Raw genomic sequence first — 21,808 nt, 5'->3', positions numbered from 1 at the left:
GGGCCCGGGCCGCAGGGCCTCAGCTCTGGCCCATGATGGCGGCGGTGGCCACCATCTCGTCGAACAGGGCGGCCATGGCGGTGCCCGGCAGGCTGTAGGGGTCCAGCGTCGCGGTCTCCGAGTACTTCAGCACCAGGGCCGGGTTCAGGCGGGACAGGTTGACCTGGCCCATCGACCAGCCGGCGAAGCGCCGCTCCTCGACCTCGGCATAGCTCAGCAGCACCACGTCGGTGTGGCGCGGATCGGCGGCAATGCGCTGGTACAGGCGGTTGACGGCGACGCGGCCCCCTTCGAGCACCTGCACGAAGATGTCGTTGGCATGGCACAGCGCCCCGGTGATGCCCTGCGAGGGGTTGGCCGCGCGCGATTTCTGCAGGATGGCGTTGAGCGCCTCGGCGGACTGCGGATCGACGGCGCGGCTGGCGTACATCAGGCGGACAAGCATGGCATCACCCCTTGTTGGGCAGCAGGGACAGGAATTCGCGGCGCAGGTTCGGGTCCTTCAGGAAGGCCCCGCGCATCACGCTGTTGGTCATGGCCGAGTCGTTGTCCTTCACGCCGCGCCAGTGCATGCAGAAGTGGTCGGCTTCCATCACGATGGCCAGGCCATCGGGCTTGACGCGGTCCTGCAGGGTGTCGGCCAGCATGATCACGGCCTCCTCCTGGATCTGCGGCCGGCTCATGATCCAGTCGGCGATGCGGGCGTACTTGGACAGGCCGATCAGGTTGGAATGCTCGTTGGGCAGCACGCCGATCCAGAGCTTGCCGACGATGGGGCAGAGGTGGTGCGAGCAGGCGCTGCGCACCGTGATCGGGCCGACGATCATCAGTTCGTTCAGGCGCGAGACGTTCGGAAACTCGGTCACGTCCGGCATCGGGCGGAAGCGGCCGCGGAACACCTCGTCCACATACATCTTGGCCACCCGCTTGGCCGTTTCGTTCGTGTTGTGGTCGCTCTCGGTGTCGATCACCAGGGCCTTAAGCACCTCGGACATCTTGGCCGCCACCTCGGCCTTGAGTTCATCGAGTTCGCCGGGCTGCACGAAATCGGCGATGTTGTCGTTGGCATGGTGACGGCGGCGGGCCGTCACCAGGCGGTAGCGGATGCGCTCGGACGCGGGCAGGGCGGCCAGTTCGTCGGGCGACAGAGTGGCCGGAGCCGAAGAGGAGGGTTTCATGCCGGAATCCTGGCCTGTGGAGCAGGCGTTCGGAAACGATGGAAGCACCATTGTCGTGCAGGGGCAAAGGGCCTCGCCCGTCAGGGGTGGTTCAGGTGGTTAGACTGCCGGCGTGACCGACGCCGCTGTACCCGCCCCGGCCGGGCCGACCCTGGCCCGCCTTCTGACCCTCACCGCCCGCGCCGTTCAGGCGGTGCGAAGTGGGCGCTCCCTGACCGATGTGCTGGCCGGCGTGCCCGGGCCGGTGCGTCCGGGGGTGCAGGCCCTGTCCTTTGCGGTGCTGCGGCGCCTGGGGGCGGCCGAGGTGCTGCGGGCCCAGCTGGCGCCGCGCCGGCCGCCGCCGGCGGTGGAGGGCCTGCTGCTGTGCGCGCTGGCCCTGCTCTGGCCGGAGGAGGCCCCGGCCTACCCGGACCACACCCTGGTGGACCAGGCGGTGACCGCGGTGCGCAAGGCCGCCCCGGCCTCCGCCGGTTTCGTCAACGCGGTGTTGCGGCGCTTCCTGCGCGAGCGGGCGGCCCAGGTGGCCCAGGCCGAACGCCGGCCCGAGGCGGCCTGGAACCATCCGGCCTGGTGGGTGGACCAGGTGCAGGCCGACTGGCCCGAGCACTGGCAGACGATCCTGGGCCAGGCCCGGCTGCGGCCGCCAATGGCGCTGCGCGTCAACGCCCGGCGCTGCTCGGTGCCCGACTACCTGCTGCGATTGCAGGCCGCCGGGTTGTCCGGCCGGGCGGTGAACGGCCCCGGCTGGGAGCACGCCATCGTGCTGGACGCCCCGGTGCCGGTGGAGCGCCTGCCCGGCTTTGCCGAGGGCTGGGTGTCGGTGCAGGACCTGGCGGCCCAGCGGGCCGCGCCGCTGCTGATCGACGCGGGACTGCCGGCCGGCGCCCGCGTGCTGGACGCCTGTGCCGCCCCCGGCGGCAAGACGGCCCATCTGCTGGAACTGGCCGACCTGGACCTGCTGGCGCTGGACGCCGACCCGGGCCGCCTGGTACGGGTGGGCGAGGGCCTGCTGCGCCTGGGCCTGCACGCCCGCACCCAGGCGGCGGACGCCCGCGCCGTGGGCAGCTGGTGGGACGGCCGGCCCTTCGACGCCATCCTGCTTGACGCCCCCTGTTCGGCCTCGGGCATCGTGCGCCGTCACCCGGACATCGCCTGGCTGCGCCGCCCCGAGGACATCCCGGCCCTGGCCCGCATCCAGGCCGAGTTGCTGGACGCGCTGTGGCCGCTGCTCAAGCCGGGCGGCCGGCTGCTTTACGCCACCTGTTCGGTCTTCAAGGCCGAGGGACAGGCGCAGATCGACGCATTTTTGCAACGCCAAGGCCTGTCGCCGGCCTGCATCTCTCCGGTCTCCCCCGGTCATCTGCTGCCGCTGCCGGACAATCAGGACGCAACGTCCGCATCCGGTCCCGTGGCCCGTGCGGACGGTTTCTTCTATGCCCTGCTGGGCAAGCCCGCCACTTCCGGCGCTGCATCCTGACCACTCCGTGATGGCCCTGTTCCGGCTTTCGCTGTCTTCCTGTCGCCGCGCGGCCCCGGGCCTGCTGCGGGGGTGGTGCAGCGTGGTCGCCGGGGTGCTGCTGCTGGCGCTGCTGTCCGGGCAGCCGGTGCGGGCCCAGGGCATCGAGTTGCCCGCGCTGTCCGTCAGCCGCAGCGAAGGCGGACTGAACCTGGACTTCGAGGTTCGCCTGGCCCCGGGGCGCACCGTCGAGGATGCGCTGCGCCGCGGCGTGCCGGTCTACTTCACTGCCGAGGCCCGGGTCTTCCGGCCGCGCTGGTACTGGCGCGACGAGCGGGTGGCCAGCGCCACCCGCACCTGGCGGGTGTCCTACCAGCCGCTCACCTCGTCCTGGCGGGTCAGCCTGGGGGCCTTCAGCCAGTCCTTCCAGTCGCTCGATGGCGCGCTGGGCGCGGTCTCGCGGGCCAGCAACTGGCGCATCGCCGAAGCCGACCAGGTCGACGCGGCCGACAAGTACTACGTCGAGTTCAGCTACCGCCTGGACAACAACCTGCTGCCCCGGCCGCTGCAACTGGACCTGACCGTCCAGTCCGACTGGCGCCTGTCGGTGGACCGCACGCTGCGGCTGGAATGAGGCCGCGCGGCGGCACACGGCCATGAAACGTTCCGCCATGTGGGCATGGGTCATCGGCCTGCTGGTGATCGCCGGCACGGGCCTGGTGCTGACCTTCGTGCTGTCGCTGGTGGCCCAGCGTCCCCTGGGCTACGAACAGCAGTTCGTCTGGCTGTTCTGGGTCAATGTGGGCGTGGCCGCGCTGCTGGTGCTGGTGCTGCTGGTGGCCGCGGTGCGCCTGGCGGTGCGGTTGCGCCAGCGCAAGTTCGGCAGCCGCCTGCTGTTCAAACTCGCCGGCATCTTCGCCCTGGTGGGCGTGCTGCCCGGGGCGCTGATCTACACGGTGAGCTACCAGTTCGTCTCGCGCAGCGTGGAGGCCTGGTTCGACGCCGGGGTCGAACGCGCGCTGGACGCCGGCCTGGCCCTGGGCAAGGGCACCTTGCAGGCGCTCTCCGCCGATCTGGTCAGCAAGACCCGCAACGCGGCCGACCGGCTGGCCGAGTCCTCCGAACCCGAGCTGCTGGTGCTGGAGCGGCTGCGCGAGCAGCTGGGGGCCCGGCAGGTGGCGCTGATCTCGGCCAACGGCCAGGTGCTGTCCAACGCCAGCACCAGCACCGCGCTGGGCCTGGAGCGTCCGGCCGCGGGCCTGCTGCGCGAGGCCCGACTCAACCAGTCGGCCAGCCAGATCGAGGGCCTGGAGGACGATGTCGGCAGCGCCGAATCGGCGCCCCAGGCCCAGGTGCGCGCCCTGGCCCGCCTGCCGGACACACACCTGAGCCTGTCCCAGCGCGAGGACCGCTACCTGATGGTGGTGCAGCCCCTGCCGCGGGCCCTGACCAGCAATGCCCTGATCGTGCAGGCGGCCTACCGCGAGTACCAGCAGCGCCACATCGCCCGCGACGGCCTGCGCCGCATGTACATCGGCACGCTGACGCTGTCGATGGTGCTCTCGGTGCTGGGTGCCGTGGTGCTGGCCGTGTTGCTGGGCAACCAGCTGGCCCGGCCCCTGCTGCTGCTGGCCGAGGGCATGCGCCAGGTGGCTGCCGGCGACCTGGGGGCCAAGCCAGTCTTCACCTCGCGCGACGAGATCGGCGAGCTCACCCGCACCTTTGCCGACATGACCGAGCAACTGGGCAGCGCGCGCTCCCAGGCCGAGCGCAGCATGAAGCAGCTCGACGGCGCCCGGGCCCGGCTGCAGACCATCCTGGACAGCCTGACGGCCGGTGTGATCATGTTCGACCGCGCGCAGACCATCGACACCGTCAACCCCGGTGCCACCCGCATCCTGCGCGCGCCCCTGTCGGCCTATGTCGGCCGCTCGCTCAGCGACGTGGCGGGACTGGCCGACTTCGCCGCCGCCATCTGGCGCCGCTTCGACCTGCTGGACAACAGCCCCGGCGCCGGCGAGCGCGACCATTGGCAGGAATCCTTCGAGCTGCCGCTGGGCGAGGCCGTCATCACCCTGCTGGTGCGCGGCGCCAAGCTGCCCGGGCGCGCAAGCCTGGTGGTGTTCGACGACATCACCGAGCTGGTGTCGGCCCAGCGCAGCGAGGCCTGGGGCGAGGTGGCGCGCCGCCTGGCCCACGAGATCAAGAACCCGCTCACGCCCATCCAGCTGTCGGCCGAGCGCCTGCAGTTCAAGCTCTCGTCCAAGCTTGAGGGCGCCGACCAGGCCATGCTCGAGCGCTCGGTGGCCACCATCGTGGCCCAGGTGCAGGCCATGAAGCAGCTGGTCAACGAGTTCCGAGACTATGCGCGGCTGCCGGCGGCCAAGCTGCAGCCCACCGACCTCAACGCCCTGGTGGCCGAGGTGCTGGCCTTGTACGGCGAGCAGCAGGAGAAGGGCCGGCTGGTGGCCCGCTGCGCTCCCGCGCTGCCGCTGGTGGCCGGCGACGCGACCCAGCTGCGCCAGGTCATCCACAACCTCGTGCAGAACGCGCTGGACGCGGTGGAGGCCCAGGAACACGCCCGCGTCAGCCTGGAGACCGAAGTCCTGCATGCCGAAGAGGGCGGCCCGCCGCTGGTGCGCCTGAAAGTGTCGGACAATGGGCCCGGTTTCAGCGAGAAGGTGCTCCACCGCGCCTTCGAACCCTACGTCACCACCAAGAGCAAGGGCACCGGCCTGGGGCTGGCGGTGGTGAAGAAGATCGCTGACGAACATGGGGCCCGTGTGCGCATCGTCAACCTTCCGCCGGATGAAGCCGGCGGTGGCGCGGCAGGCGGGGCCCAGGTTTCGCTATCATTTTCGGGCATCACTGAACAGAAGGATCCTGCAGGACCTCCCGCGGCCAACCCACCCGCCACCGGCTCCTGACGCGACCTCCATGGCAACGATACTTGTAGTCGACGACGAGATGGGCATCCGTGCCCTGCTCTCGGAAATCCTGACCGACGAAGGCCACACCGTCGAGTTGGCGGAAAACGCTGCCCAGGCCCGCGCGGCCCGCGAGCGCATGCGGCCCGATCTGGTGCTGCTCGACATCTGGATGCCCGATGTCGACGGCATCACCCTGCTCAAGGAGTGGGGGGCCACCGGCCTGCTCAACATGCCGGTGGTGATGATGAGCGGCCACGGCACCATCGACACCGCGGTCGAGGCCACCAAGTTCGGTGCCATGGCCTTCCTGGAAAAGCCCATCACGCTGCAGAAGCTGCTGCGCGCGGTGGAGCAGGCCCTGGCCCGCGCCGTGCCCAAGGCGGCGCCGGCGCCCGGCCTGTCGCCCGTGACCGGCAACGGCATCTTCCGCGCCGAACCCGGGCTGACCGTGGAGGCGGCGATGACCGGCGGCATGGGCCTGCCGGTGTCGATGCCGGTGGAACTGGGCCCGCAGTCGGAGCAGAGCTTCGACCTGGACCGCCCGCTGCGCGAAGCCCGCGACGCCTTCGAGAAGAGCTATTTCGAGTTCCACCTCGCCCGCGAGAACGGCAGCATGACCCGCGTGGCCGAGAAGACCGGGCTGGAGCGCACCCACCTGTACCGCAAGCTCAAACAGCTGGGCGTCGATCTCTCGCGCAACAAGCGCGGCACGCTGGCCTGACACCCCATCCGCCCCGAGTCCACAGCAGAACGCCCGGCATGCCGGGCGTTCTGCTGTCTGGGACGGGGTCAGCGGGACATCACTTGGTCTTCGTCACGTACACGCCCGCCCAGGCTTCGCCGGTCACCGCGTCGAGCATGCTGGCGGTGATGGCCAGCCACGGTCCGCGCAGCGCCTCGCGCTCCAGGCCCACCGCCGACACCACGGCCCCGGCCGGTCCGGCCGGATCGATCTGTCGCGCCGGGGTGGTGGTGTCCACCAGCGTGGTGATGCTGGGGTTCTTGGCGGGCACGGTCGTCAGGTACAGGCCATCGACCGTCTGCGGAGTGGCCAAGCGGCCCTTGAAGGCGACCTGGGCCTTGGCTCCCGACTTGTGGAAAGCCGAGACGAAGGCGGCCGAGCGCCAGCGCGGCGGCTCGGGATCTTCCGCATCCGCATCCCCCTTGCCCGGCGGCTTGCCGGAGAAGGTCCAGTACAGGAAGTCCTGGTAGGTCGCCCCGGTCTTGGCCGCCGCGTAGAGCTGGCGCGACTGGGTGTCGAGCACGAAGAAGCCCTGGTGCACGGGCACCTGGGTGGCATAGCCCTGCGGGTAGGTGGCCTGGCAGTAGGCCACCACGTCCGGCTGCCCGTCGGTGGGACAGATCAGCAGGATGTCGCGCATCTCGTCACCCCAGGCACCCCAGAACCCCAGGAACCGGCCGTCGTAGGACAGCGCTTCGCCGATCTGGCGGAAGCTCGTGCCCGCAGCCTCCCCCGGGACCGGATCGCTCAGCGTCACCAGGGTCTCCAGGGGCGGCTTGGCCGCCAGCGGCGCCCGATAGATGCCGCCCAGCGTGGGGTGCTCCTCGTTGTCGAGACCGAGGAACACCACATCTTCCGCGCTGGCCGAGGGCGGGGCGGTCGAGCCGAAGGTCACCCCACCCACCGGCTGGCCGGGGATCAGCATGGTGGTGTCCGCCACCACCTTGGTCTTGGCGGTCGGCGCGCTGTCGGTGATCTTGCGGAAGTAGATCCCCGTCATGGACGTGCCGTTGGTGAAGTTGCCCTTGAAGGCGATCTTGTCACCCGCCACTGCCGGCGCGCCGGGGAACTGGTCGAACTTGGTGCCGGCCGGGGCCCCCGGCACGCTGTAATAACCCATCCCCGGGGCGGCACCCAGCTGGGTCATCGCGGCCTTGGCCGTGCCCTTGTGCAGGGCATAGACCCCGCTGGTGCCCGCCCGTGTCTCGGTGCCGTTCGCGTCGGTGTAGGTCCACACCGGGTTGGACTGACCGCGCGTGACGATGGTGGCGCTGTCCTTGCCGATCCGCGGGAAGGCCGGAAACTCGGTCAGCGTGGCCAGCTGGCCATCGTAGGAGGTGTTGTTGGGCCCGGGCACCGTGGTGTCCACATCGAACACCAGGGTCAGCGCTTGGCCGGGCTGGCCCATGTCCCGCGCATAGATGCCCTTGGCGGGCTGACCGTCCTGACCCTTGCTGCGCCCGCGCAGCACCACCAGACCGTTGGCGTTGACCGATGGCTGGTTGAAGCTGTTGAAGGTCTTGCTGCTGCCCGGCATGGTGTCCGCGCTGTTGGCCACGGTACTCCAACTCAAGGGCGCAGCACCTGCGGCGCTGCAGCCCAGCAGCAGCACGGCAGCCCGGATGGGCGTCCAGCCGCCCAGGCGGGACAGACCATGACGTTGACGTGCCGGCGCCTGACCGGCGGGTTGTGCGTGAGACATCTTCCTACCTCCTCGTGATCGCAAGATTCGGATTCATTACCCATACATGTATCCGTTTGCGACATTCATTCTTCGCCTCCGCGCATTGCTCCACTTGAGTCGGATCAATGTGCGGAGGCTTCGAGGGTATGTCCCTATCAAGGCTGGCTCTGACGCTCCTGCAGGCGCTGCTGTTCCTGCCACTGGGTCTGCAGCCGGGTCTGGACCTTCTCCAAGTCACGCAGCTGGGTCTGCAGCCGCTGCTGGAGGTGCTCTTGCTCACGCAGTTGCTCCAGGGTGCGTTGCTGCTGCCGCTCCTGCTCGCGCAACTGGTCGCGCTGCCGGGTGTCCAGCTTTGTCTGGGTGCGCAGCTGTTCGCGGGTGGTCTGCTGCAACTGCTCCTGCTGGCGCAGCTGGTTGCGCGTCTGGGTGAGGGCCTCCTCCTGCTGGCGCAGCTGGGTGCGGGTCTGGCTGAGCTGCTGTTCCTGGGTCTGCTGCTGCTCCCGTGTCTGGGTGCGCATCTGCTCCTGGCTCATGGTCTGCACCTGTGCCTGCTGGTGTGCGGGCGCTGCCTGGGCGGCCGGCGCGCCGGGACCGGCGCCACCTGGCCCGCCGCTCCCGCCCGCGCCCCCTCCGCCACTGCCACCGCCGCCACCACCGCCACCGCCACCGCCACCGCCACCGCCACCACCGCCTCCGCCCTGAGCGGCCAGGGCCGGAATGACGGGCAGGGCCATGGCACCCGCGAAGCTCAGTGCGGTCACCAGGATCAAGCGCTGGATGTGGGGATGTTCCATCGTGTGTTCCTCGCTTCCTCAGTCAGGTTGATTCGGGCCGCCTGCGCGGCCAGCTGGAGGACTCTTGAAGCCGCCCTCCTGCTTTTCAGCATGGGGGCGTCCGTGATGAACCACCAGGGGGGAGAAGCCGTGTCTTGCTCTGCATCAGCGCCCTTGGCCTGCCTGCTTGCGATGCGTGTTCAAAACCTGCTATACTGCGCAGCTTCTCGGCCTGGTAGCTCAGTTGGTAGAGCAGCGGATTGAAAATCCGCGTGTCGGTGGTTCGATTCCGCCCCAGGCCACCAAGATGCCCTCAGACGCCCGCTCTCACACGAGTGGGCGTTTTGCTTTCTGGGTGCCGTTCGGCGCGGAGCGGGTTTTCACTTGCAGCGTCCCTGTGACGGCCGCGTGGGCGCTGCCTAGAATTTCCGCCACAGGCCATCCCGGCCGTGGCGGAGGGGATCGTGTCGAAGCCAGACCATGCATGTCGGGCCGCGGTGGGCCGTGTGATGCAGCAGATGTGGCTGCTGGTGCTCCTGTTGGTCACGGGCCTGTTGACAGCCCAGGCGGCACCGACCAAGACGGCCGCCAAGTACAGCTACTACACGACCGGGACGGTCTACTTCCAGCGCGGCAACGTCACGCCGCTGCAGCCCTTGCCGACTCCGCAGGGGCAGGCATTGCGGCCCCTGGTGCTGATGGGCGGTGGTCCGGATGTGGACGACGCCTATCGCTGGATGATCGACCGGGCGGGCATCACGCCGGCCACGGGCGGGCGCTTTGTCGTCATCCGCACCACCGGCACCGATGCCTACGACCCCTACCTCTACTACAGCGACAAGAAGAAGTCGACGACCACACCCGCCGTCGATGGCTATGTCGGTGGAGCCTTCCTGGGGCTCAGCGCGGCCGAGACCCTGGTGCTGAGCAGCCGTGCGGCGGCCGACGACGACTTCGTCAACACCGTGGTGGGCACGGCCAACGCCGTGTGGATCGCCGGCGGTGACCAGAGCAGCTACGTCAACCTGTGGCAGGGCACCAAGCTGAACGCCACCCTGAAGAACCTGCTCGCGCGCAACATCCCCTTGGGCGGCACCAGCGCGGGGGCCAACGTGATGGGCCAGTTCGTGTTCTCGGCCCTCAACGGCAGTGTCACCTCGGCCCAGGCGCTGGGCGATCCGTACAACAGCCTGATGACCTTCGACCCGACGCCGTTCAATGGCAGCGGCTTCTTCTCGGCCTCGGATGTGCCCGCGCTGCAGAACACCTTCGTCGATCCGCACTTCGATGCACAGGACCGCATGGGACGGCTGGTCGCCTTCGTGTCCCGCAGCGTCGCGCTGGCGGGTTCCGCGGGCTGCAGCGGCGGCATTCTGACCGTGCCGGCGGCCCGGGGCATCGGGGTGGATGTCGAGACCGCGCTGGCGGTCGAGGCCGATCCCGTCAGCGGGCATTTCGTGGGGCGGCGCATGACCAACGTGTCCACCACGACGACCAGCGCCGTGCACTTCCTGACGCCGTTGGCAGCCCCCCAGACCTGCCTGGCGGGCACGCCGCTGACGGTGCACACGGTGGAGGATCAGGTGCTGGCGGATTCGGCCACGGCGTTCGATTTCGCGCTCTGGTGGTCGCGCGTGCCCAGTGGCCTGTACACCTACACGGTGGACGAGTCGGCCGGCGTCCAGACCCCGGTGGCGATCCCGTACTGATGCGCCGAGGCCCGCGACAATGCGGGCATGTTCTTCGCACTCTCCAAGCTCCTGTCTGCCATCACCCAGCCCCTGTTCTGGCTGGGGCTGGTGTGGGCGGTGGCGCTCCTGCTGTTGAACAAGCGCCGCCGCACCGCGCTGTCCATGCTCTGGGGCGGGCTGGGGCTTCTGGGCCTGCTGGGCGTGCAGGCCGCGCCGGACGCGCTGCTGCGCAGCCTGGAAGACCGCTATCCCATTCCCCCCGATGCCGCCATCGGCCAGCATGCCGGGGTGATCGTGCTGGGCGGGGCCTTCGATCACCCGGCCAGCTTCGTCACCCATGGCCAGGTGCCGCTCAATGATTCCGCCGAGCGCATGACGCTGCCGCTGACCTGGCTGCGCGCGCATCCAGCCATGGGCCTGGTGTTCAGCGGCGGGGAAGGGCGCCTGGTGGGCATCACCGGCGTGTCCGAGGCGGAGCTGGCGCGGCTGTTCTATGCGGAGCAGGGGCTGGACATGGCCCATGTGATGCTGGAGAGCCGTTCGCGCTCCACCCGCGAGAACGCCCAGCGCGTGGCCGAGCTGCTGGGGCCGCGCTGCCGCGAGCAGCGCTGGCTGCTGGTGACCTCGGCCTGGCACATGCCGCGCTCGGTGGCCGAGTTCCAGGCCGTGGGCTGCCAGGTCACGCCCTATCCGGTGGACTTCCGCACCGGCGCCGACACGCCCTGGACCGAGTACGCCCTCACCGAGAGCCTGCACCGCTGGCAGCTGGCTCTGCACGAGTGGATCGGTCTCGCGGCTTACCGGCTCATGCGCTGAGCCTCGGCCACCCCCTCGGCCCTCACCACCTTGCCGCCTGGGCGAAGTGCTCGACCAGGAAATCGATCAGCACCCGCACCTTGGCCGGCACATGCTTGCGGCTGGGGTAGACCGCGTGGATGCCGATCTCGTGGGCGCAGTAGGCGGGCATCAGCTCCACCAGCGTGCCCGCGGCCAAGGCCGGTGCCACCAGGAAGGTGGGTTGCAGGATCACGCCCTGGTCCGCCAGTGCGGCGGCCAGGCAGGTCTCGCCGTTGTTGGTGTGCATCCAGGGGCGGGTGCGCACGCTCACCGGCCCCTGCGGCCCGGTGAAGTGCCATTCGTCCTTGGTGGCGAAGTAGCTGTAGGCGATCACCTGGTGCTGCGCCAGGTCGGCCGGGTGCCACGGCGTGCCATGGGCGGCCAGATAGGCCGGTGAGGCGCACAGGGCCAGGCGGGTGGTGGCCAGGCGCCGGCTGACCAGCGAGGAGTTCTCCATCGCCGCGATGCGGATGGCCAGGTCGTAGCCCTCCTCCACCAGGTCCACCAGCCGGTCGGCCAGCGTCACCTCCAGCGTGAGCTGCGGGTGCAGAGCCCGAAAGCGCCCCCACAGCGGCGCCAGATGCAGGATGCCGAAGGTGAAGGGCGCGTTGATGCGCAGGAGGCCACTGGCGGCCTCGCGGCTGGAGGTGACCTCGGTCTCGGCGTCGGCCAGTTCGGCCAGCAGCTCCTTGCTGCGGCCATAGAACACCTGCCCCTCGGGCGTCAGAGAGACCCGGCGTGTCGTGCGGTGCAGCAGCCGGATGCCCAGCCGGTTCTCCAGCTCCACCACATGCCGGGACACCGCGGCCTTGGACAGCTTCAGCGCCTCGGCGGCGGCGACGAAGCTGCCGGCCTCCACCACGGTGTTGAAGCTCTGCATTTCCAGGAAGCGGTCCATTGTCTCGTCTGTGTTGACAATTAATTCGACTGATCGAAGTTTATCGACGTCGAGTGAATCAATACAGTGTGGGACATGCACTGACACACCGAGGCGACCGGCGCCCACCGCCGGCCGGCCTCTTTTTCAAGGAGCCCTCACCATGTCCAAGACCGTTCAAAACCCTGTGGCCCTGCTGGGCCGTCTGCTGTTCGTGGCCCTGTTCCTGCCGGCCGGCATCGGCAAGCTCACCGGCTTTGCCGGCACCGTGGCCTACGTCGCCGCCGCCGGCCTGCCGCTGCCCACGCTGGGCGCCCTGGCTGCGCTGGTGGTCGAGATCGGCGGCAGCGTGGCCCTGCTCCTGGGTTGGGGCACCCGGCCCGCCGCCGCGGTGCTGACCCTCTTCACCCTGGCGGCCAGCGTCTTCTTCCACCCGTTCTGGAGCGTGCCGGCCGACCAGGCCTACGTCACCCAACTGCTGTTCTTCAAGAACATCGCGGTGGCCGGCGGGCTGCTCACCCTGGTGGCCCATGGCGCGGGTGGCTGGAGCCTGGACGCCCGTCGCGAAGACTGAGCCCTGACCGAGTCCGCCGGCGGCGATGCCGGCCCAAGGAGCACGAACATGGATGACGCCCTGACCCTGGCCCGCCGCGCGGCGGTCGGCAGCTACAGCTGGGCCCGCGCGGCCCGCCCCGATGCGGCCGCCATCGTGGCGCTGCATCTGGGGGACGCGGCGTCCGCCCTGGCGCTGGGTCGCGCGGCCCAGCCCGAGCGGGTGATCGCCCTGGACCTGGGCCTGGCCACGCTGGCGCGGCGCTTCTTCGCGTCGGACCGACCGGGCGAGGCGGCCATCGAGACGGCCATCGCCGAGGTCGAGGACGCGATCATGCCGCTGCGCCCCGTTCTGCCGCCCGAGGCCTGGCTGGTCAGCACCGATGCGGCCGTGGCCGCGGTGGCCGAGCAGGCCGGCCTGTCCTGGCAGGCCGGGCCCGCCACGCTGGATCGCGACACCGTGGAGGCCTTGTTCCACCGCTGGGCGGCGCTGGCCCTGGGCCGTCCCGCCAGCCAGGATGCCTTGCCCATCGGGGGGCCGGGCGCAGGCCGCTTTGCCGCCACGCTGCTGGTGCTGCGCGAATGGCTGCACCACCTGCCGCAGACGGCGCTCGCGGTGGCCCCCATGGCGCCGTCCCCTTCCGCTTTCTCCTATCCTTTGTCCGCAGCCGGAATCGAACCATGAACACCGAACACCCCCCGTCCACCTCCCCGGGCCGCCTGCCCACCGTGTACATCCCGCACGGCGGCGGGCCCTGCTTCTTCATGGACTGGAACCCGCCCCATGCCTGGGACAAGACGGCGGCCTACCTGCGCGGCATCGTCGAGAGCCTGCCGCAGCGACCCAAGGCCATCGTGTTGGTCTCGGCCCATTGGCTGGAAGGTGATTTCGCGGTCACCGGGGGCGCGCAGCCCGAGCTGATCTACGACTACTACGGCTTCCCGCCGCACACCTACGAGCTGAAGTACCCGGCCCCGGGCGAGCCGGCCCTGGCCGAGCGCATCACCGCGCTGCTGGGGCAGGCGGGCCTGTCCTCGCACGTCGATGCGCGGCGCGGCTATGACCACGGCATGTTCATCCCGTTGATGCTGATGGTGCCGCAGGCCGACATTCCGGTCGTGCAGCTCTCGCTGAACATCTCGCTGGACCCGGCCGCCCACCTGGCCCTGGGCCGGGCGCTGCAGCCGCTGCGGGACGAGGGCGTGCTGATCGTGGGCAGCGGCATGAGCTTCCACAACATGCGCGGCTACGGCGATCCGCGCTTCGGCCCGGTGTCCGACACCTTCGACGACTGGCTGACCGAGGCGGTCGAGGCCCCGGCCGCCGAGCGCGATGCCGCGCTGACCGACTGGGCCGAAGCCCCGATGGCCCGCTGGTGCCATCCGCCGCGGGCCGAGGAGCACCTGCTGCCGCTGATGGTGATGGCCGGTGCGGCCGGTGCAGACCGCGGGCGCAAGGCCTTCTCCGACCGGGTCATGGAGACCACGCTGTCGGCCTTCAGTTTCGGTTAAGCGAGCAGACACCTTGGCATCGGCGGGCGGAGGACAATCACCCCGTGTCTTCCTCCGCTGCCCCTGCGGCAGCCCGCCGACCATGTCTTCTGTTGCCTCGAATTCGCACTACGACCCCGTCAGCCGGGTCCTCCACTGGCTCACCGCCGTCATCATCGTCGTGGCCTTCACCCTGGGCCCGGGCGGCTTCGGCCGCCAGATGCACGAGGGGCTGGACCCGGCGACCCGCTGGGACATCGTCTGGCACGAGAGCCTGGGCGTCTCGGTCTTCGTGCTGACCCTGCTGCGCCTGGTCTGGGTGGCCCTGCGGCCCACCGCCCCCCATTTCGACCTGAACCCCTGGATGCAGCGGGTCGCCCGCATGGTGCAGGGCCTGCTGTGGCTGCTGATGCTGTTGCTGCCCGTCACCGCCTTGCTGGCGCTGGGCAGCGAGGGCCATCCGCTGACCCTGCTGGGCGGCGTGCGGGTGGACCAGATGCCCCTGATCGCCAACAGCCCGCTGGCCGACGCGGCCGACTGGGGCGATGTGCACGGCTTCCTGGGCGACACCATCGTCTGGCTGGCCGGCGCCCACGCCCTGGCCGCCATCTACCACCATGTGGTGCTCAAGGACGGGGTGCTGAAGTCCATGCTGCCGCGCCGTTGACGATGGGCGTCCAGCACGTCGACGTCGACCGCTGCGAGACCTGGACGCGCTACCGCGCCGGGCTGTGCGACGGCTGCCACGCCCATTGCTGCACCATGCCGGTGGAGGTGCGTCTGCCGGACCTGGTGCGCCTGGGTCTGGTGGACCCGTTCGAGGCCGAGCACGAGGCGCCCAAGCAGATCGCCCGGCGGCTGGAAAAGGCCGGCCGGGTCGATCACTTCAATTTCAAGCACGGCATCTTCACGCTGGCGCGCCGCGCCAACGGGGACTGCCTCTACCTGGACGCCGTGACCCGGCGCTGCACCGTGTACGAGAAGCGGCCGGACACCTGCCGCAAGCACCCGCAGGTGGGGCCGCGGCCGGGGCACTGCCCCTACGGCCCGCGCCAGACCTCCGGCTGAACCCCCGGGCGCAGCCGCCGACGCCGCGCCGGGATGGCGTCCTACACCACAGGCCGCCGCCAAACGCCTAGACTCCCGCCATGAACAGAAGAAACCCCCTCCGTCTCCTCGGGGCCGCCGCATTGGCTGGTGCCGCCCTGTCCGCGCATGCGACCGATGTCGGCGTGTCCATCAGCGTGGTGCAGCCCGGCGTGTACGGGCGCATCGACATCGGCAACACGGCGCCGCCGCCGGTGGTCTATGCCCAGCCGATGATCATCACCCCCGGGGTGGTGGCGGTGCAGCGCCAACCGATCTACCTGTACGTGCCGCCGGGCCACCAGAAGAACTGGCGCAAGTACTGCGGGCGCTACAACGCCTGCGGTCAGCCGGTGTACTTCGTCCAGGAAGGCTGGGTGCGCGAGCGCTATGACGAGCGCGGCCACCGCCCGCCCGGCCCCCCGGGGCGCGGCTATGACGACGACGGTCCCGGCCATGGCCACGGCCACGGCAAGGGCCACGACAAGCACGGTCACTGAGCGATGACCGCCGCCCCGGGCCCGGCGCTCTGGCCCAGCCTCCGGCGGGCCCGGCAGGCCCGCCGGGATCTGCGGGTGCCGGTCTGCCTGGTGGCGCCCGGAGAGGCGCCCGCGCGCATCGGCTCGGTGGACAGGGCGCACCTGCCCGCCCTGCTGGCCGAGGGGGTGCCGCTGACCGTGGCGCCTGACGGCCAGCGCTGCTGGCTGCTGCCCAGGGACACGCGGGACGCCACGCTGGCCGCCCTGCACCTGCGCCTGCGCGACCAGGGCCTGATCCGGGCCTGGCGCGACGAGCCCTATCCGCTGCTGGACGAGCAGGGCCAGCTGCAGGCGGTGATCGAGCGCGCCGCGTCCCGCTTCTGGGGCAGCTTCACCTTCGGCGCCCATTGCAATGGCTATGTGGCCGATGCCCAGGGCCGGCCGACCCATCTCTGGGTGGCGCGACGGGCCGACGACAAGCCCACCGACCCCGGCCTGCTGGACAACATGATCGGCGGTGGCGTGCCCCACGGGCAGACGCCGCGCGAGGCCCTGCTGCGCGAGGCCTGGGAGGAGGCCGGGCTGATGCCCGACCAGATGGCCGGCCTGCAGCGCGGGCGGGTCATCGAGCTCTGCTGCGACATCCCCGAAGGGCTGCAGCACGAGTGGCTGCACGTCTACGACCTGGCGCTGCCGCCGGACGTCCACCCGCTCAACCAGGACGGCGAGGTGGCCTGGCACCGGCTGATGCCGGTGGCGCAGGCCCTGGACCATGCCCGCCGGGGCGACATGACCGTCGATGCCGCGCTCGCGACCCTGGACTTCGCCCTGCGCCACGGCCTGCTGGACGAGGCCGAGGCCGCGCTGCTGGGGCCGACCACCGAGGGCTTGTGGGTGTCGCCGGCGCGGGCCGAGCGCATCGATCCGGTGGTGGCGGCGCGTCCCTGAACGCGAACCGTTCAGAAAAACTGCATCGCTGACTTCAAGCGCGCTGAACCGCGGAGCCTGCGGCACTGCGGACACTGTGAACCAACGCGCCCAGGCGCTCCCACGGATCCCCTCCACGATGCCCACCTCCACCCGCTACAGCACCCCGGCCATCTGGCTGCACTGGCTCATGGCCCTGCTGATCGCGGGCGTGTTCTTCGTCGGTCTCTACTTGGCCGATCTGCCGATGTCGATGACCCGGCTGAAGCTCTTCAACTACCACAAGTGGGCCGGGGTGATCGTGCTGGTGCTGGCCGTGCTGCGCCTGGTCTGGCGCCTGACCCACCGGCCGCCGGCCGATCTGCCCATGCCGGCCTGGCAGCGCCTGGCCGCCCACGGCATGCACCACCTGCTCTACGCGCTGTTCTTCGCCGTGCCCCTGGTGGGCTGGGCCTACAGCTCGGCCGCGGGCTTTCCCATCGTGCTGTTCGGCGTGCTGCCCCTGCCCAGCTTCGTGGCCAAGAACCCCGAGCTGGCCCAGCTGATCAAGCCCTGGCACGAGACCCTGGCCTGGACGATGGCGCTGCTGGTGGTGGCCCACGTCGGGGCGGCGCTCAAGCACCAATTCATCGACAAGGACGGCCTGCTCGACCGCATGCGTCCCGGCCGCGGCTGAGCCTCTCGGCCCGTGCCGCGCTTCACACCGACATCTCCCCCAGGAGTTCTTCCATGACCCGTGCCCTCATCCTGCCGGCCCTGCTGGCCTCGACCCTGCTGGCCGCCCCGGCCTTCGCGCAACAGAAGGTGGTGCCCGCCCAAAGCGAGATCGGCTTCACCTCCCACCAGATGGGCGTGCCGGTGGATGGCAAGTTCCGCAGCTGGGATGCCCAGATCAGCTTCGACCCGAAGAAGCCCGAGGCCGGCAAGGTCAGCTTCACCATCGACACCGGCAGCGCCACCTTCGGCGTGCCCGAAACCGATGCCGAGGTGCCCAAGGCCCCCTGGTTCAACGTCGCCAAGTTTCCCAAGGCCACCTTCCAGTCCACGGCCATCAAGGCCACCGGCAAGGGCCAGTACGCGGTCAGCGGCCAGCTGACGGTCAAGGGGGCCAGCCAGCCCGTGGTGGTGCCGGTCACCCTGAAGCAGACCGGCGGCAGCACCACCGCCACCGGGACGTTCACCATCAAGCGCCTGGATTTCAAGATCGGTGAAGGCGAATGGGCCGACACCGGTGTGGTCGCCAACAACGTGGAAGTGCATTTCAAGCTGGCCGTCACCGGCGTGGCCGCACTCTGATTCACGCTGCTGTTCTCCGGGCCGTTTCTGTCGGTCCTCTTTCCCGTCACTCCGTCCCTTTGAAGGAACTCACCTCATGAAGATCTCGCTGATCGCCACCGCCGCTGCCGCCCTGCTGGCCACCGCCGCCCAGGCCGAGCCCGTCACCTACAAGATCGAGCCGACCCACACCTACGCCACCTTCGAGATCATGCACTTCGGCACCTCGACCAACCGGGGCCGCTTCGACAAGAAGGAAGGCACCGTGGTGCTGGACAAGGCGGCCAAGACCGGCAAGGTGGACGTGACGATCGACATGAGCTCGATCGACTCGGGCTACGACGCCTTCAACAAGCACCTGATGAGCGCCGAGATCTTCGACGCCGCCAAGTACCCGACCGCCCAGTTCGTGGGCGACAAGTTCACCTTCAACGGCGACAAGGTCACCCAGATCGACGGCCAGCTGACCCTGCACGGCCAGACCCATCCGGTCACCCTCAAGGCCCTGAACTTCAACTGCTACATGAACCCGATGGTCAAGCGCGAAGTCTGCGGCGGCGACTTCGAGGCCAACCTGATGCGCAGCCAGTTCGGCGTGGACTACGGCCTGAACTGGGGCTTCCCGGACAACGTGCGTGTGGTCATCCAGGTCGAAGGCGTGAAGCAGTAAGCGGCTTTCACACCGATTGTCCTGTCGTCGTTCCCACGACGATCTGGGCGGCGCTCCTCGCGGGGCGCCGCCCTTTTTTGTGGCCGGCCCGTCCGCTCAGGACTTGGAGGCCAGCTCGAAATGCTCCACCACCGGCGGGGCGGCGAAGAATGGGCCCACCAGGGCGCGCCAGGCCGTGAAGGCCGGCGACTCGCGGAAGCCCACCGTGTGGTCCTCCAGCGTGTCCCAGTAGATCATCAGCACGAAGCGCTCCGGCGTCTCGATGCAGCGGTTGAGCTTGTAGCCGTTGAAGCCCTTGGCATGGCGGATGGCCTCGTCCACCCCCTGGGCCACGGCGGCCTCGAAGGCGGCCTGCTGGCCGGGGGTGATGCGGAAGTCGGCAATTTCCAGAATCATGAGCAGTCTCCTCGGGGATCGATGCCGGGCAGTGTGCCATTGCTGCAGTGCCGCGCGGCGAGGGGGATAATTCCATCTTTACCCCGCCAGGTTGTCGCCAGGAGAGTGCCTTGAACCGTGCCGAAGTCGTGAACGCGCCCTTGAACTCCGAGGAGGAGGGCCTGCTGGAAGGCACGCTGGACACCACCCGGGTGGACGACCTGCGCATCGGCGCGGTGCGACCGCTCATCTCGCCGGCCCTGCTGCAGGACGAGATGCCGCTCACGCGCAAGTCCGAGGCGGTGGTCGAGCGCAGCCGGGCCGACATCGCCCGCGTGCTGGCCGGCCAGGACGACCGCCTGGTCGTGGTGGTGGGCCCCTGCTCCATCCACGACCACGAGCAGGCCCTGGCCTACGGGCAGAAGCTGCGCGTGCTGCGCGAGGAACTGGCCAGCGAGCTGGTCATCGTGATGCGGGTGTACTTCGAGAAGCCCCGCACCACCGTGGGCTGGAAGGGCTTCATCAACGATCCGCGGCTGGATGGCAGCTTCCGCATGAACGAGGGCCTGCGCAAGGCCCGGCGCCTGCTGCTGGACCTCACGGCCATGGGCCTGCCGGCCGGCACCGAGTTCCTGGACCTGCTCTCGCCGCAGTACATCTCCGACCTGGTGAGCTGGGGCGCCATCGGCGCCCGCACCACCGAGAGTCAGAGCCACCGCCAGCTGGCCTCCGGCCTGTCCTGCCCGGTCGGCTTCAAGAACGGCACCGACGGCGGCGTGAAGGTGGCGGCCGATGCGGTGGTGGCCGCGGCTGCGCCGCATGCCTTCATGGGCATGACCAAGATGGGTCAGGCCGCGATCTTCGAGACCCGCGGCAACACCGACTGCCACGTCATCCTGCGCGGCGGCAAGAAGCCCAACTACAGCGCCGAGGATGTCGAGGCCGCCTGCGCCGTGCTGCGCAAGTCGGGTCTGCGCGAGCAGGTGATGGTCGACTTCTCGCACGCCAATTCCGAGAAGCAGCACCGCCGCCAGATCGACGTGGCCGCCAATGTGGCCGGCCAGATCGAGGCGGGCGAGCAGCGCATCACCGGGGTGATGATCGAGAGCCACCTGGAAGAGGGCCGGCAGGATCTGGCCCCGGGTCAGGCCCTCAAGCCCGGGGTGTCGATCACCGACGCCTGCCTGGGCTGGACCGACACCGAGCCGCTGCTGCGCCAGTTGGCCCGCGCGGTGGCCGCGCGTCGCGCGCGCGGCTGAGCGCAAGCCGGCTGCCCGGCCGGGGCCGCCGACCCCGGGATCAGTGCAGCACCACGGGCTGCTGGGCCAGCACGGCGTAACCGGCGATGAAATCGTCCACCGCCTCCTCGTCGGCATCGCCCTGGCTCAGGGCCAGGGCCTGCTGGCGGAAGCTGCGGGCGAGATCGCCGTTCAGGAAGATGCCCTTGCCGGACATCTTGTCCACGATTTCATAGCCGCCCTGGGTGGTCACGGCGGCCGGGTCGCTCGTCGGGCCGGCCGGAACCGGGCTGTCCGGCCACTCGATCTCCAGCACCGAGAAGCTGTCGGAGTTGTAAAGCATGTGCATGGCCGTCTCCTGGGAATTCCCTGCTGAGATGGGCCTGCGGTCCGGGATTTCAAGAGGCCCGGTGCGGCCGGGGATCAGGGGGGCGGAAGGTCCGCCTCGGCCGGTGGCAGTCCTTCGCTCAGCCGCAGCTCCAGCGGTTCGCCGGCGGGCGGCGTGGTGAAGCGCAGCTGCAGCGGCACCAGCCCGTGCTCGCGTGCCAGCCAGACTTCCACCCGGCTGTCGTAGGGGCCCACCGGCTCGCGCACCAGCCGCCAGGTGCGCAGCAGCCGCCCCCCGGGGCCGGGCAGGGCCTCCTCGGCCGCCACGGTGAAACGCCAGAGCTGGTCCTCGCCGCGGGTGGTGAAGACCGGCAGGCTCACGCTGCTGTGGCCGGCCGTCCAGTGCGCCTGCACCGCCGCGGCCAGCATGGGCAACTGCAGCAGCCAGCTGGCGCGGTCCTGGGCGCCGGCCGGCAGGGGCAGGGTGGTGGACGGTCCGGAGAAGCTCACCAGGCCCTTGTCGCGCTGGAAGTTGACGGCCGCCAGGTCGCGGCCCTGGCGCTGTTCGACCATGCGGTCGGGCAGCAGGCCGGCCGGGCCGACATGGCCCTGGCTGCGCCAGGCCAGGGTCTCGCGCCCGGCCAGTTCGATGCGCCAGGTCAGGCGGTACTGCTGCTCGTCCAGAGGCTGCCAGTCCAACTGCGCCCGGCCGCTCGCGCCGCCCTTCGTCGCCGCATAGCCCAGCTGCCAGGGTGGCGGCTGGACCAGGGGCTGCAGGGCATGCGCCTCGTCGTCGGCGGAAGGGAGCGGGCCGTCCAGCCCGGGGCGGTCCACGTCCGCATCCGTCCGGGCGCGGTCCGGCGGGGGCAGCACCGTCTCCTCGGGCAGGGCCTGTGCTTGCCTGGTGGGCCTGTCCGGCGGCTTGGGGCTGGGGCGCGGGGCGGGTGCCGGCGCGGGGGCGGGGGCGGGGGCGGGGGCTGCCGCAGGGGGCGGGGGCGGACGGACCTGGCTCAGCGTCACCACGGGCAGGGCGCGGGCCGGTGCCGGGGCGTGCCGCAGCGCGAAGGTGGTCCAGGCCGGGCCCAGCACCCAGCCGTGCAGGGCCAGCACCAGTGCGGTCAGCGCGGCCAGCGCCAGCCGGCGGTGGCGGGGCGTGGGGGCAGGGCGGGGCGGCATGGGGCGGTTTTGGACACAATGGCTGACCGCATTGTCGCCACACC

The 21,808-nt window shown here is 70.2% G+C and carries 25 protein-coding genes and 1 tRNA gene; 18 read left to right on the top strand and 8 right to left on the bottom strand.

Annotated elements, in window-relative coordinates; all coding sequences use genetic code 11:
* Positions 1-19: 19 nt before the first annotated feature.
* Together LRM40_RS16055 and folE are read right to left on the bottom strand one after the other, a co-directional pair.
* Positions 20-445 carry a BLUF domain-containing protein gene (locus LRM40_RS16055; protein ID WP_151124627.1) on the bottom strand — a complete coding sequence of 142 codons (426 nt, stop codon included), beginning with the start codon at positions 443-445 and terminating at the stop codon, positions 20-22.
* 4 nt (positions 446-449) lie between these two features.
* Positions 450-1,178 carry a GTP cyclohydrolase I gene (gene folE, locus LRM40_RS16050; RefSeq protein ID WP_151124626.1) on the bottom strand — a complete coding sequence of 243 codons (729 nt, stop codon included), beginning with the start codon at positions 1,176-1,178 and terminating at the stop codon, positions 450-452.
* A 112-nt stretch (positions 1,179-1,290) separates the two neighbouring features.
* Between folE and rsmB the strand changes: the two genes are divergently transcribed.
* The 4 genes from rsmB to LRM40_RS16030 are packed head-to-tail and all read left to right on the top strand — an operon-like array spanning position 1,291 to position 6,285.
* Positions 1,291-2,655, top strand: coding sequence for a 16S rRNA (cytosine(967)-C(5))-methyltransferase RsmB (gene rsmB / locus LRM40_RS16045; RefSeq protein ID WP_151124625.1), 1,365 nt, complete (start codon positions 1,291-1,293; stop codon positions 2,653-2,655).
* Positions 2,656-2,665: 10 nt separating this feature from the next.
* Positions 2,666-3,268 (top strand): DUF4390 domain-containing protein, encoded by a 603-nt coding sequence (locus LRM40_RS16040; RefSeq protein WP_170288897.1) that lies wholly within the window; start codon positions 2,666-2,668, stop codon positions 3,266-3,268.
* A 22-nt stretch (positions 3,269-3,290) separates the two neighbouring features.
* A complete protein-coding gene (locus LRM40_RS16035) occupies positions 3,291-5,561 on the top strand; it encodes a sensor histidine kinase (protein ID WP_151124623.1) in 2,271 nt (756 codons plus the stop codon).
* A 10-nt stretch (positions 5,562-5,571) separates the two neighbouring features.
* The gene (locus LRM40_RS16030; RefSeq protein ID WP_151124622.1) at positions 5,572-6,285 is read left to right on the top strand and encodes a response regulator; all 714 of its coding nucleotides are present in this window, start codon (positions 5,572-5,574) and stop codon (positions 6,283-6,285) included.
* Positions 6,286-6,364: 79 nt separating this feature from the next.
* On the opposite strand, the gene LRM40_RS16025 is transcribed toward LRM40_RS16030, so the two are convergent.
* Both LRM40_RS16025 and LRM40_RS16020 read right to left on the bottom strand, forming a co-directional pair.
* The gene (locus LRM40_RS16025; RefSeq protein ID WP_151124621.1) at positions 6,365-8,008 is read right to left on the bottom strand and encodes a hypothetical protein; all 1,644 of its coding nucleotides are present in this window, start codon (positions 8,006-8,008) and stop codon (positions 6,365-6,367) included.
* A gap of 137 nt (positions 8,009-8,145) precedes the next feature.
* Positions 8,146-8,784, bottom strand: coding sequence for a hypothetical protein (locus tag LRM40_RS16020; protein ID WP_170288895.1), 639 nt, complete (start codon positions 8,782-8,784; stop codon positions 8,146-8,148).
* 208 nt (positions 8,785-8,992) lie between these two features.
* Here LRM40_RS16020 and LRM40_RS16015 point away from each other — a divergent pair.
* From LRM40_RS16015 to LRM40_RS16005, 3 genes are all read left to right on the top strand, one after another.
* Positions 8,993-9,068 (top strand) — tRNA-Phe (locus tag LRM40_RS16015).
* 159 nt (positions 9,069-9,227) lie between these two features.
* Positions 9,228-10,472, top strand: coding sequence for a cyanophycinase (locus LRM40_RS16010; RefSeq protein ID WP_231067593.1), 1,245 nt, complete (start codon positions 9,228-9,230; stop codon positions 10,470-10,472).
* A 27-nt stretch (positions 10,473-10,499) separates the two neighbouring features.
* Positions 10,500-11,270 carry a YdcF family protein gene (locus tag LRM40_RS16005; RefSeq protein WP_151124619.1) on the top strand — a complete coding sequence of 257 codons (771 nt, stop codon included), beginning with the start codon at positions 10,500-10,502 and terminating at the stop codon, positions 11,268-11,270.
* Positions 11,271-11,292: 22 nt separating this feature from the next.
* On the opposite strand, the gene LRM40_RS16000 is transcribed toward LRM40_RS16005, so the two are convergent.
* On the bottom strand, positions 11,293-12,189 hold the full coding sequence (locus LRM40_RS16000) for a LysR family transcriptional regulator (RefSeq protein ID WP_151124618.1): 897 nt from the start codon (positions 12,187-12,189) through the stop codon (positions 11,293-11,295).
* Between the two features lie 142 nt (positions 12,190-12,331).
* Between LRM40_RS16000 and LRM40_RS15995 the strand changes: the two genes are divergently transcribed.
* The 10 genes from LRM40_RS15995 to LRM40_RS15950 all read left to right on the top strand — a co-directional run bounded on the left by LRM40_RS15995 (position 12,332) and on the right by LRM40_RS15950 (position 18,648).
* Positions 12,332-12,742 (top strand): DoxX family protein, encoded by a 411-nt coding sequence (locus LRM40_RS15995; RefSeq protein WP_151124617.1) that lies wholly within the window; start codon positions 12,332-12,334, stop codon positions 12,740-12,742.
* 48 nt (positions 12,743-12,790) lie between these two features.
* The gene (locus LRM40_RS15990; protein ID WP_151124616.1) at positions 12,791-13,405 is read left to right on the top strand and encodes a hypothetical protein; all 615 of its coding nucleotides are present in this window, start codon (positions 12,791-12,793) and stop codon (positions 13,403-13,405) included.
* Positions 13,402-14,232, top strand: a complete 831-nt coding sequence (locus LRM40_RS15985; RefSeq protein ID WP_151124615.1) for a DODA-type extradiol aromatic ring-opening family dioxygenase — start codon at positions 13,402-13,404, stop codon at positions 14,230-14,232. The genes LRM40_RS15990 and LRM40_RS15985 overlap by 4 nt, the downstream gene beginning before the upstream one ends.
* Before the next feature lie 82 nt (positions 14,233-14,314).
* Entirely contained in the window at positions 14,315-14,878 is a 564-nt protein-coding gene (locus tag LRM40_RS15980) for a cytochrome b (protein WP_151124614.1), read from the top strand.
* A 2-nt stretch (positions 14,879-14,880) separates the two neighbouring features.
* Entirely contained in the window at positions 14,881-15,279 is a 399-nt protein-coding gene (locus LRM40_RS15975) for a YkgJ family cysteine cluster protein (protein ID WP_151124613.1), read from the top strand.
* 80 nt (positions 15,280-15,359) lie between these two features.
* Positions 15,360-15,797 (top strand): hypothetical protein, encoded by a 438-nt coding sequence (locus tag LRM40_RS15970; RefSeq protein WP_151124612.1) that lies wholly within the window; start codon positions 15,360-15,362, stop codon positions 15,795-15,797.
* Between the two features lie 3 nt (positions 15,798-15,800).
* Entirely contained in the window at positions 15,801-16,724 is a 924-nt protein-coding gene (locus LRM40_RS15965; protein ID WP_151124611.1) for an NUDIX hydrolase, read from the top strand.
* 118 nt (positions 16,725-16,842) lie between these two features.
* Positions 16,843-17,379, top strand: a complete 537-nt coding sequence (locus LRM40_RS15960) for a cytochrome b (RefSeq protein WP_151124610.1) — start codon at positions 16,843-16,845, stop codon at positions 17,377-17,379.
* 53 nt (positions 17,380-17,432) lie between these two features.
* Positions 17,433-17,999 carry a YceI family protein gene (locus LRM40_RS15955; RefSeq protein WP_151124609.1) on the top strand — a complete coding sequence of 189 codons (567 nt, stop codon included), beginning with the start codon at positions 17,433-17,435 and terminating at the stop codon, positions 17,997-17,999.
* Between the two features lie 76 nt (positions 18,000-18,075).
* Positions 18,076-18,648, top strand: a complete 573-nt coding sequence (locus tag LRM40_RS15950; RefSeq protein WP_151124608.1) for a YceI family protein — start codon at positions 18,076-18,078, stop codon at positions 18,646-18,648.
* Positions 18,649-18,744: 96 nt separating this feature from the next.
* Here LRM40_RS15950 and LRM40_RS15945 read toward each other — a convergent pair whose 3' ends face one another.
* Positions 18,745-19,044 (bottom strand): antibiotic biosynthesis monooxygenase family protein, encoded by a 300-nt coding sequence (locus tag LRM40_RS15945; protein WP_151124607.1) that lies wholly within the window; start codon positions 19,042-19,044, stop codon positions 18,745-18,747.
* Between the two features lie 128 nt (positions 19,045-19,172).
* Between LRM40_RS15945 and LRM40_RS15940 the strand changes: the two genes are divergently transcribed.
* The gene (locus tag LRM40_RS15940) at positions 19,173-20,282 is read left to right on the top strand and encodes a 3-deoxy-7-phosphoheptulonate synthase (protein ID WP_310734163.1); all 1,110 of its coding nucleotides are present in this window, start codon (positions 19,173-19,175) and stop codon (positions 20,280-20,282) included.
* A gap of 40 nt (positions 20,283-20,322) precedes the next feature.
* On the opposite strand, the gene LRM40_RS15935 is transcribed toward LRM40_RS15940, so the two are convergent.
* Together LRM40_RS15935 and LRM40_RS15930 are read right to left on the bottom strand one after the other, a co-directional pair.
* Positions 20,323-20,610 (bottom strand): BTH_I0359 family protein, encoded by a 288-nt coding sequence (locus LRM40_RS15935; protein ID WP_151124606.1) that lies wholly within the window; start codon positions 20,608-20,610, stop codon positions 20,323-20,325.
* Positions 20,611-20,684: 74 nt separating this feature from the next.
* Positions 20,685-21,764 (bottom strand): DUF3108 domain-containing protein, encoded by a 1,080-nt coding sequence (locus LRM40_RS15930; RefSeq protein WP_231067592.1) that lies wholly within the window; start codon positions 21,762-21,764, stop codon positions 20,685-20,687.
* Positions 21,765-21,808: the final 44 nt, after the last annotated feature.

Source organism: Ideonella dechloratans, from assembly GCF_021049305.1.
Lineage (GTDB): Bacteria > Pseudomonadota > Gammaproteobacteria > Burkholderiales > Burkholderiaceae_C > Ideonella > Ideonella dechloratans.
The sequence above is the reverse complement of the archived record's forward strand: the minus strand, read 5'-3'. Positions and strand labels throughout refer to the sequence as shown.

Coding starts and splice junctions, on each gene's coding strand:
- folE (WP_151124626.1), bottom strand. CDS start 1,178: ATGAAACCCTCCTCTTCGGCTCCGGCCACTCTGTCGCCCGACGAACTG.
- LRM40_RS15945 (WP_151124607.1), bottom strand. CDS start 19,044: ATGATTCTGGAAATTGCCGACTTCCGCATCACCCCCGGCCAGCAGGCC.
- LRM40_RS15935 (WP_151124606.1), bottom strand. CDS start 20,610: ATGCACATGCTTTACAACTCCGACAGCTTCTCGGTGCTGGAGATCGAG.
- LRM40_RS16030 (WP_151124622.1), top strand. CDS start 5,572: ATGGCAACGATACTTGTAGTCGACGACGAGATGGGCATCCGTGCCCTG.
- LRM40_RS15955 (WP_151124609.1), top strand. CDS start 17,433: ATGACCCGTGCCCTCATCCTGCCGGCCCTGCTGGCCTCGACCCTGCTG.
- LRM40_RS15980 (WP_151124614.1), top strand. CDS start 14,315: ATGTCTTCTGTTGCCTCGAATTCGCACTACGACCCCGTCAGCCGGGTC.
- LRM40_RS15995 (WP_151124617.1), top strand. CDS start 12,332: ATGTCCAAGACCGTTCAAAACCCTGTGGCCCTGCTGGGCCGTCTGCTG.
- LRM40_RS16055 (WP_151124627.1), bottom strand. CDS start 445: ATGCTTGTCCGCCTGATGTACGCCAGCCGCGCCGTCGATCCGCAGTCC.
- LRM40_RS15990 (WP_151124616.1), top strand. CDS start 12,791: ATGGATGACGCCCTGACCCTGGCCCGCCGCGCGGCGGTCGGCAGCTAC.
- LRM40_RS15960 (WP_151124610.1), top strand. CDS start 16,843: ATGCCCACCTCCACCCGCTACAGCACCCCGGCCATCTGGCTGCACTGG.
- LRM40_RS15950 (WP_151124608.1), top strand. CDS start 18,076: ATGAAGATCTCGCTGATCGCCACCGCCGCTGCCGCCCTGCTGGCCACC.
- LRM40_RS15985 (WP_151124615.1), top strand. CDS start 13,402: ATGAACACCGAACACCCCCCGTCCACCTCCCCGGGCCGCCTGCCCACC.
- LRM40_RS16035 (WP_151124623.1), top strand. CDS start 3,291: ATGAAACGTTCCGCCATGTGGGCATGGGTCATCGGCCTGCTGGTGATC.
- LRM40_RS15970 (WP_151124612.1), top strand. CDS start 15,360: ATGAACAGAAGAAACCCCCTCCGTCTCCTCGGGGCCGCCGCATTGGCT.
- LRM40_RS16040 (WP_170288897.1), top strand. CDS start 2,666: ATGGCCCTGTTCCGGCTTTCGCTGTCTTCCTGTCGCCGCGCGGCCCCG.
- LRM40_RS15930 (WP_231067592.1), bottom strand. CDS start 21,764: ATGCCGCCCCGCCCTGCCCCCACGCCCCGCCACCGCCGGCTGGCGCTG.
- LRM40_RS16000 (WP_151124618.1), bottom strand. CDS start 12,189: ATGGACCGCTTCCTGGAAATGCAGAGCTTCAACACCGTGGTGGAGGCC.
- LRM40_RS15975 (WP_151124613.1), top strand. CDS start 14,881: ATGGGCGTCCAGCACGTCGACGTCGACCGCTGCGAGACCTGGACGCGC.
- LRM40_RS16025 (WP_151124621.1), bottom strand. CDS start 8,008: ATGTCTCACGCACAACCCGCCGGTCAGGCGCCGGCACGTCAACGTCAT.
- LRM40_RS15965 (WP_151124611.1), top strand. CDS start 15,801: ATGACCGCCGCCCCGGGCCCGGCGCTCTGGCCCAGCCTCCGGCGGGCC.
- LRM40_RS16020 (WP_170288895.1), bottom strand. CDS start 8,784: ATGGAACATCCCCACATCCAGCGCTTGATCCTGGTGACCGCACTGAGC.
- LRM40_RS16005 (WP_151124619.1), top strand. CDS start 10,500: ATGTTCTTCGCACTCTCCAAGCTCCTGTCTGCCATCACCCAGCCCCTG.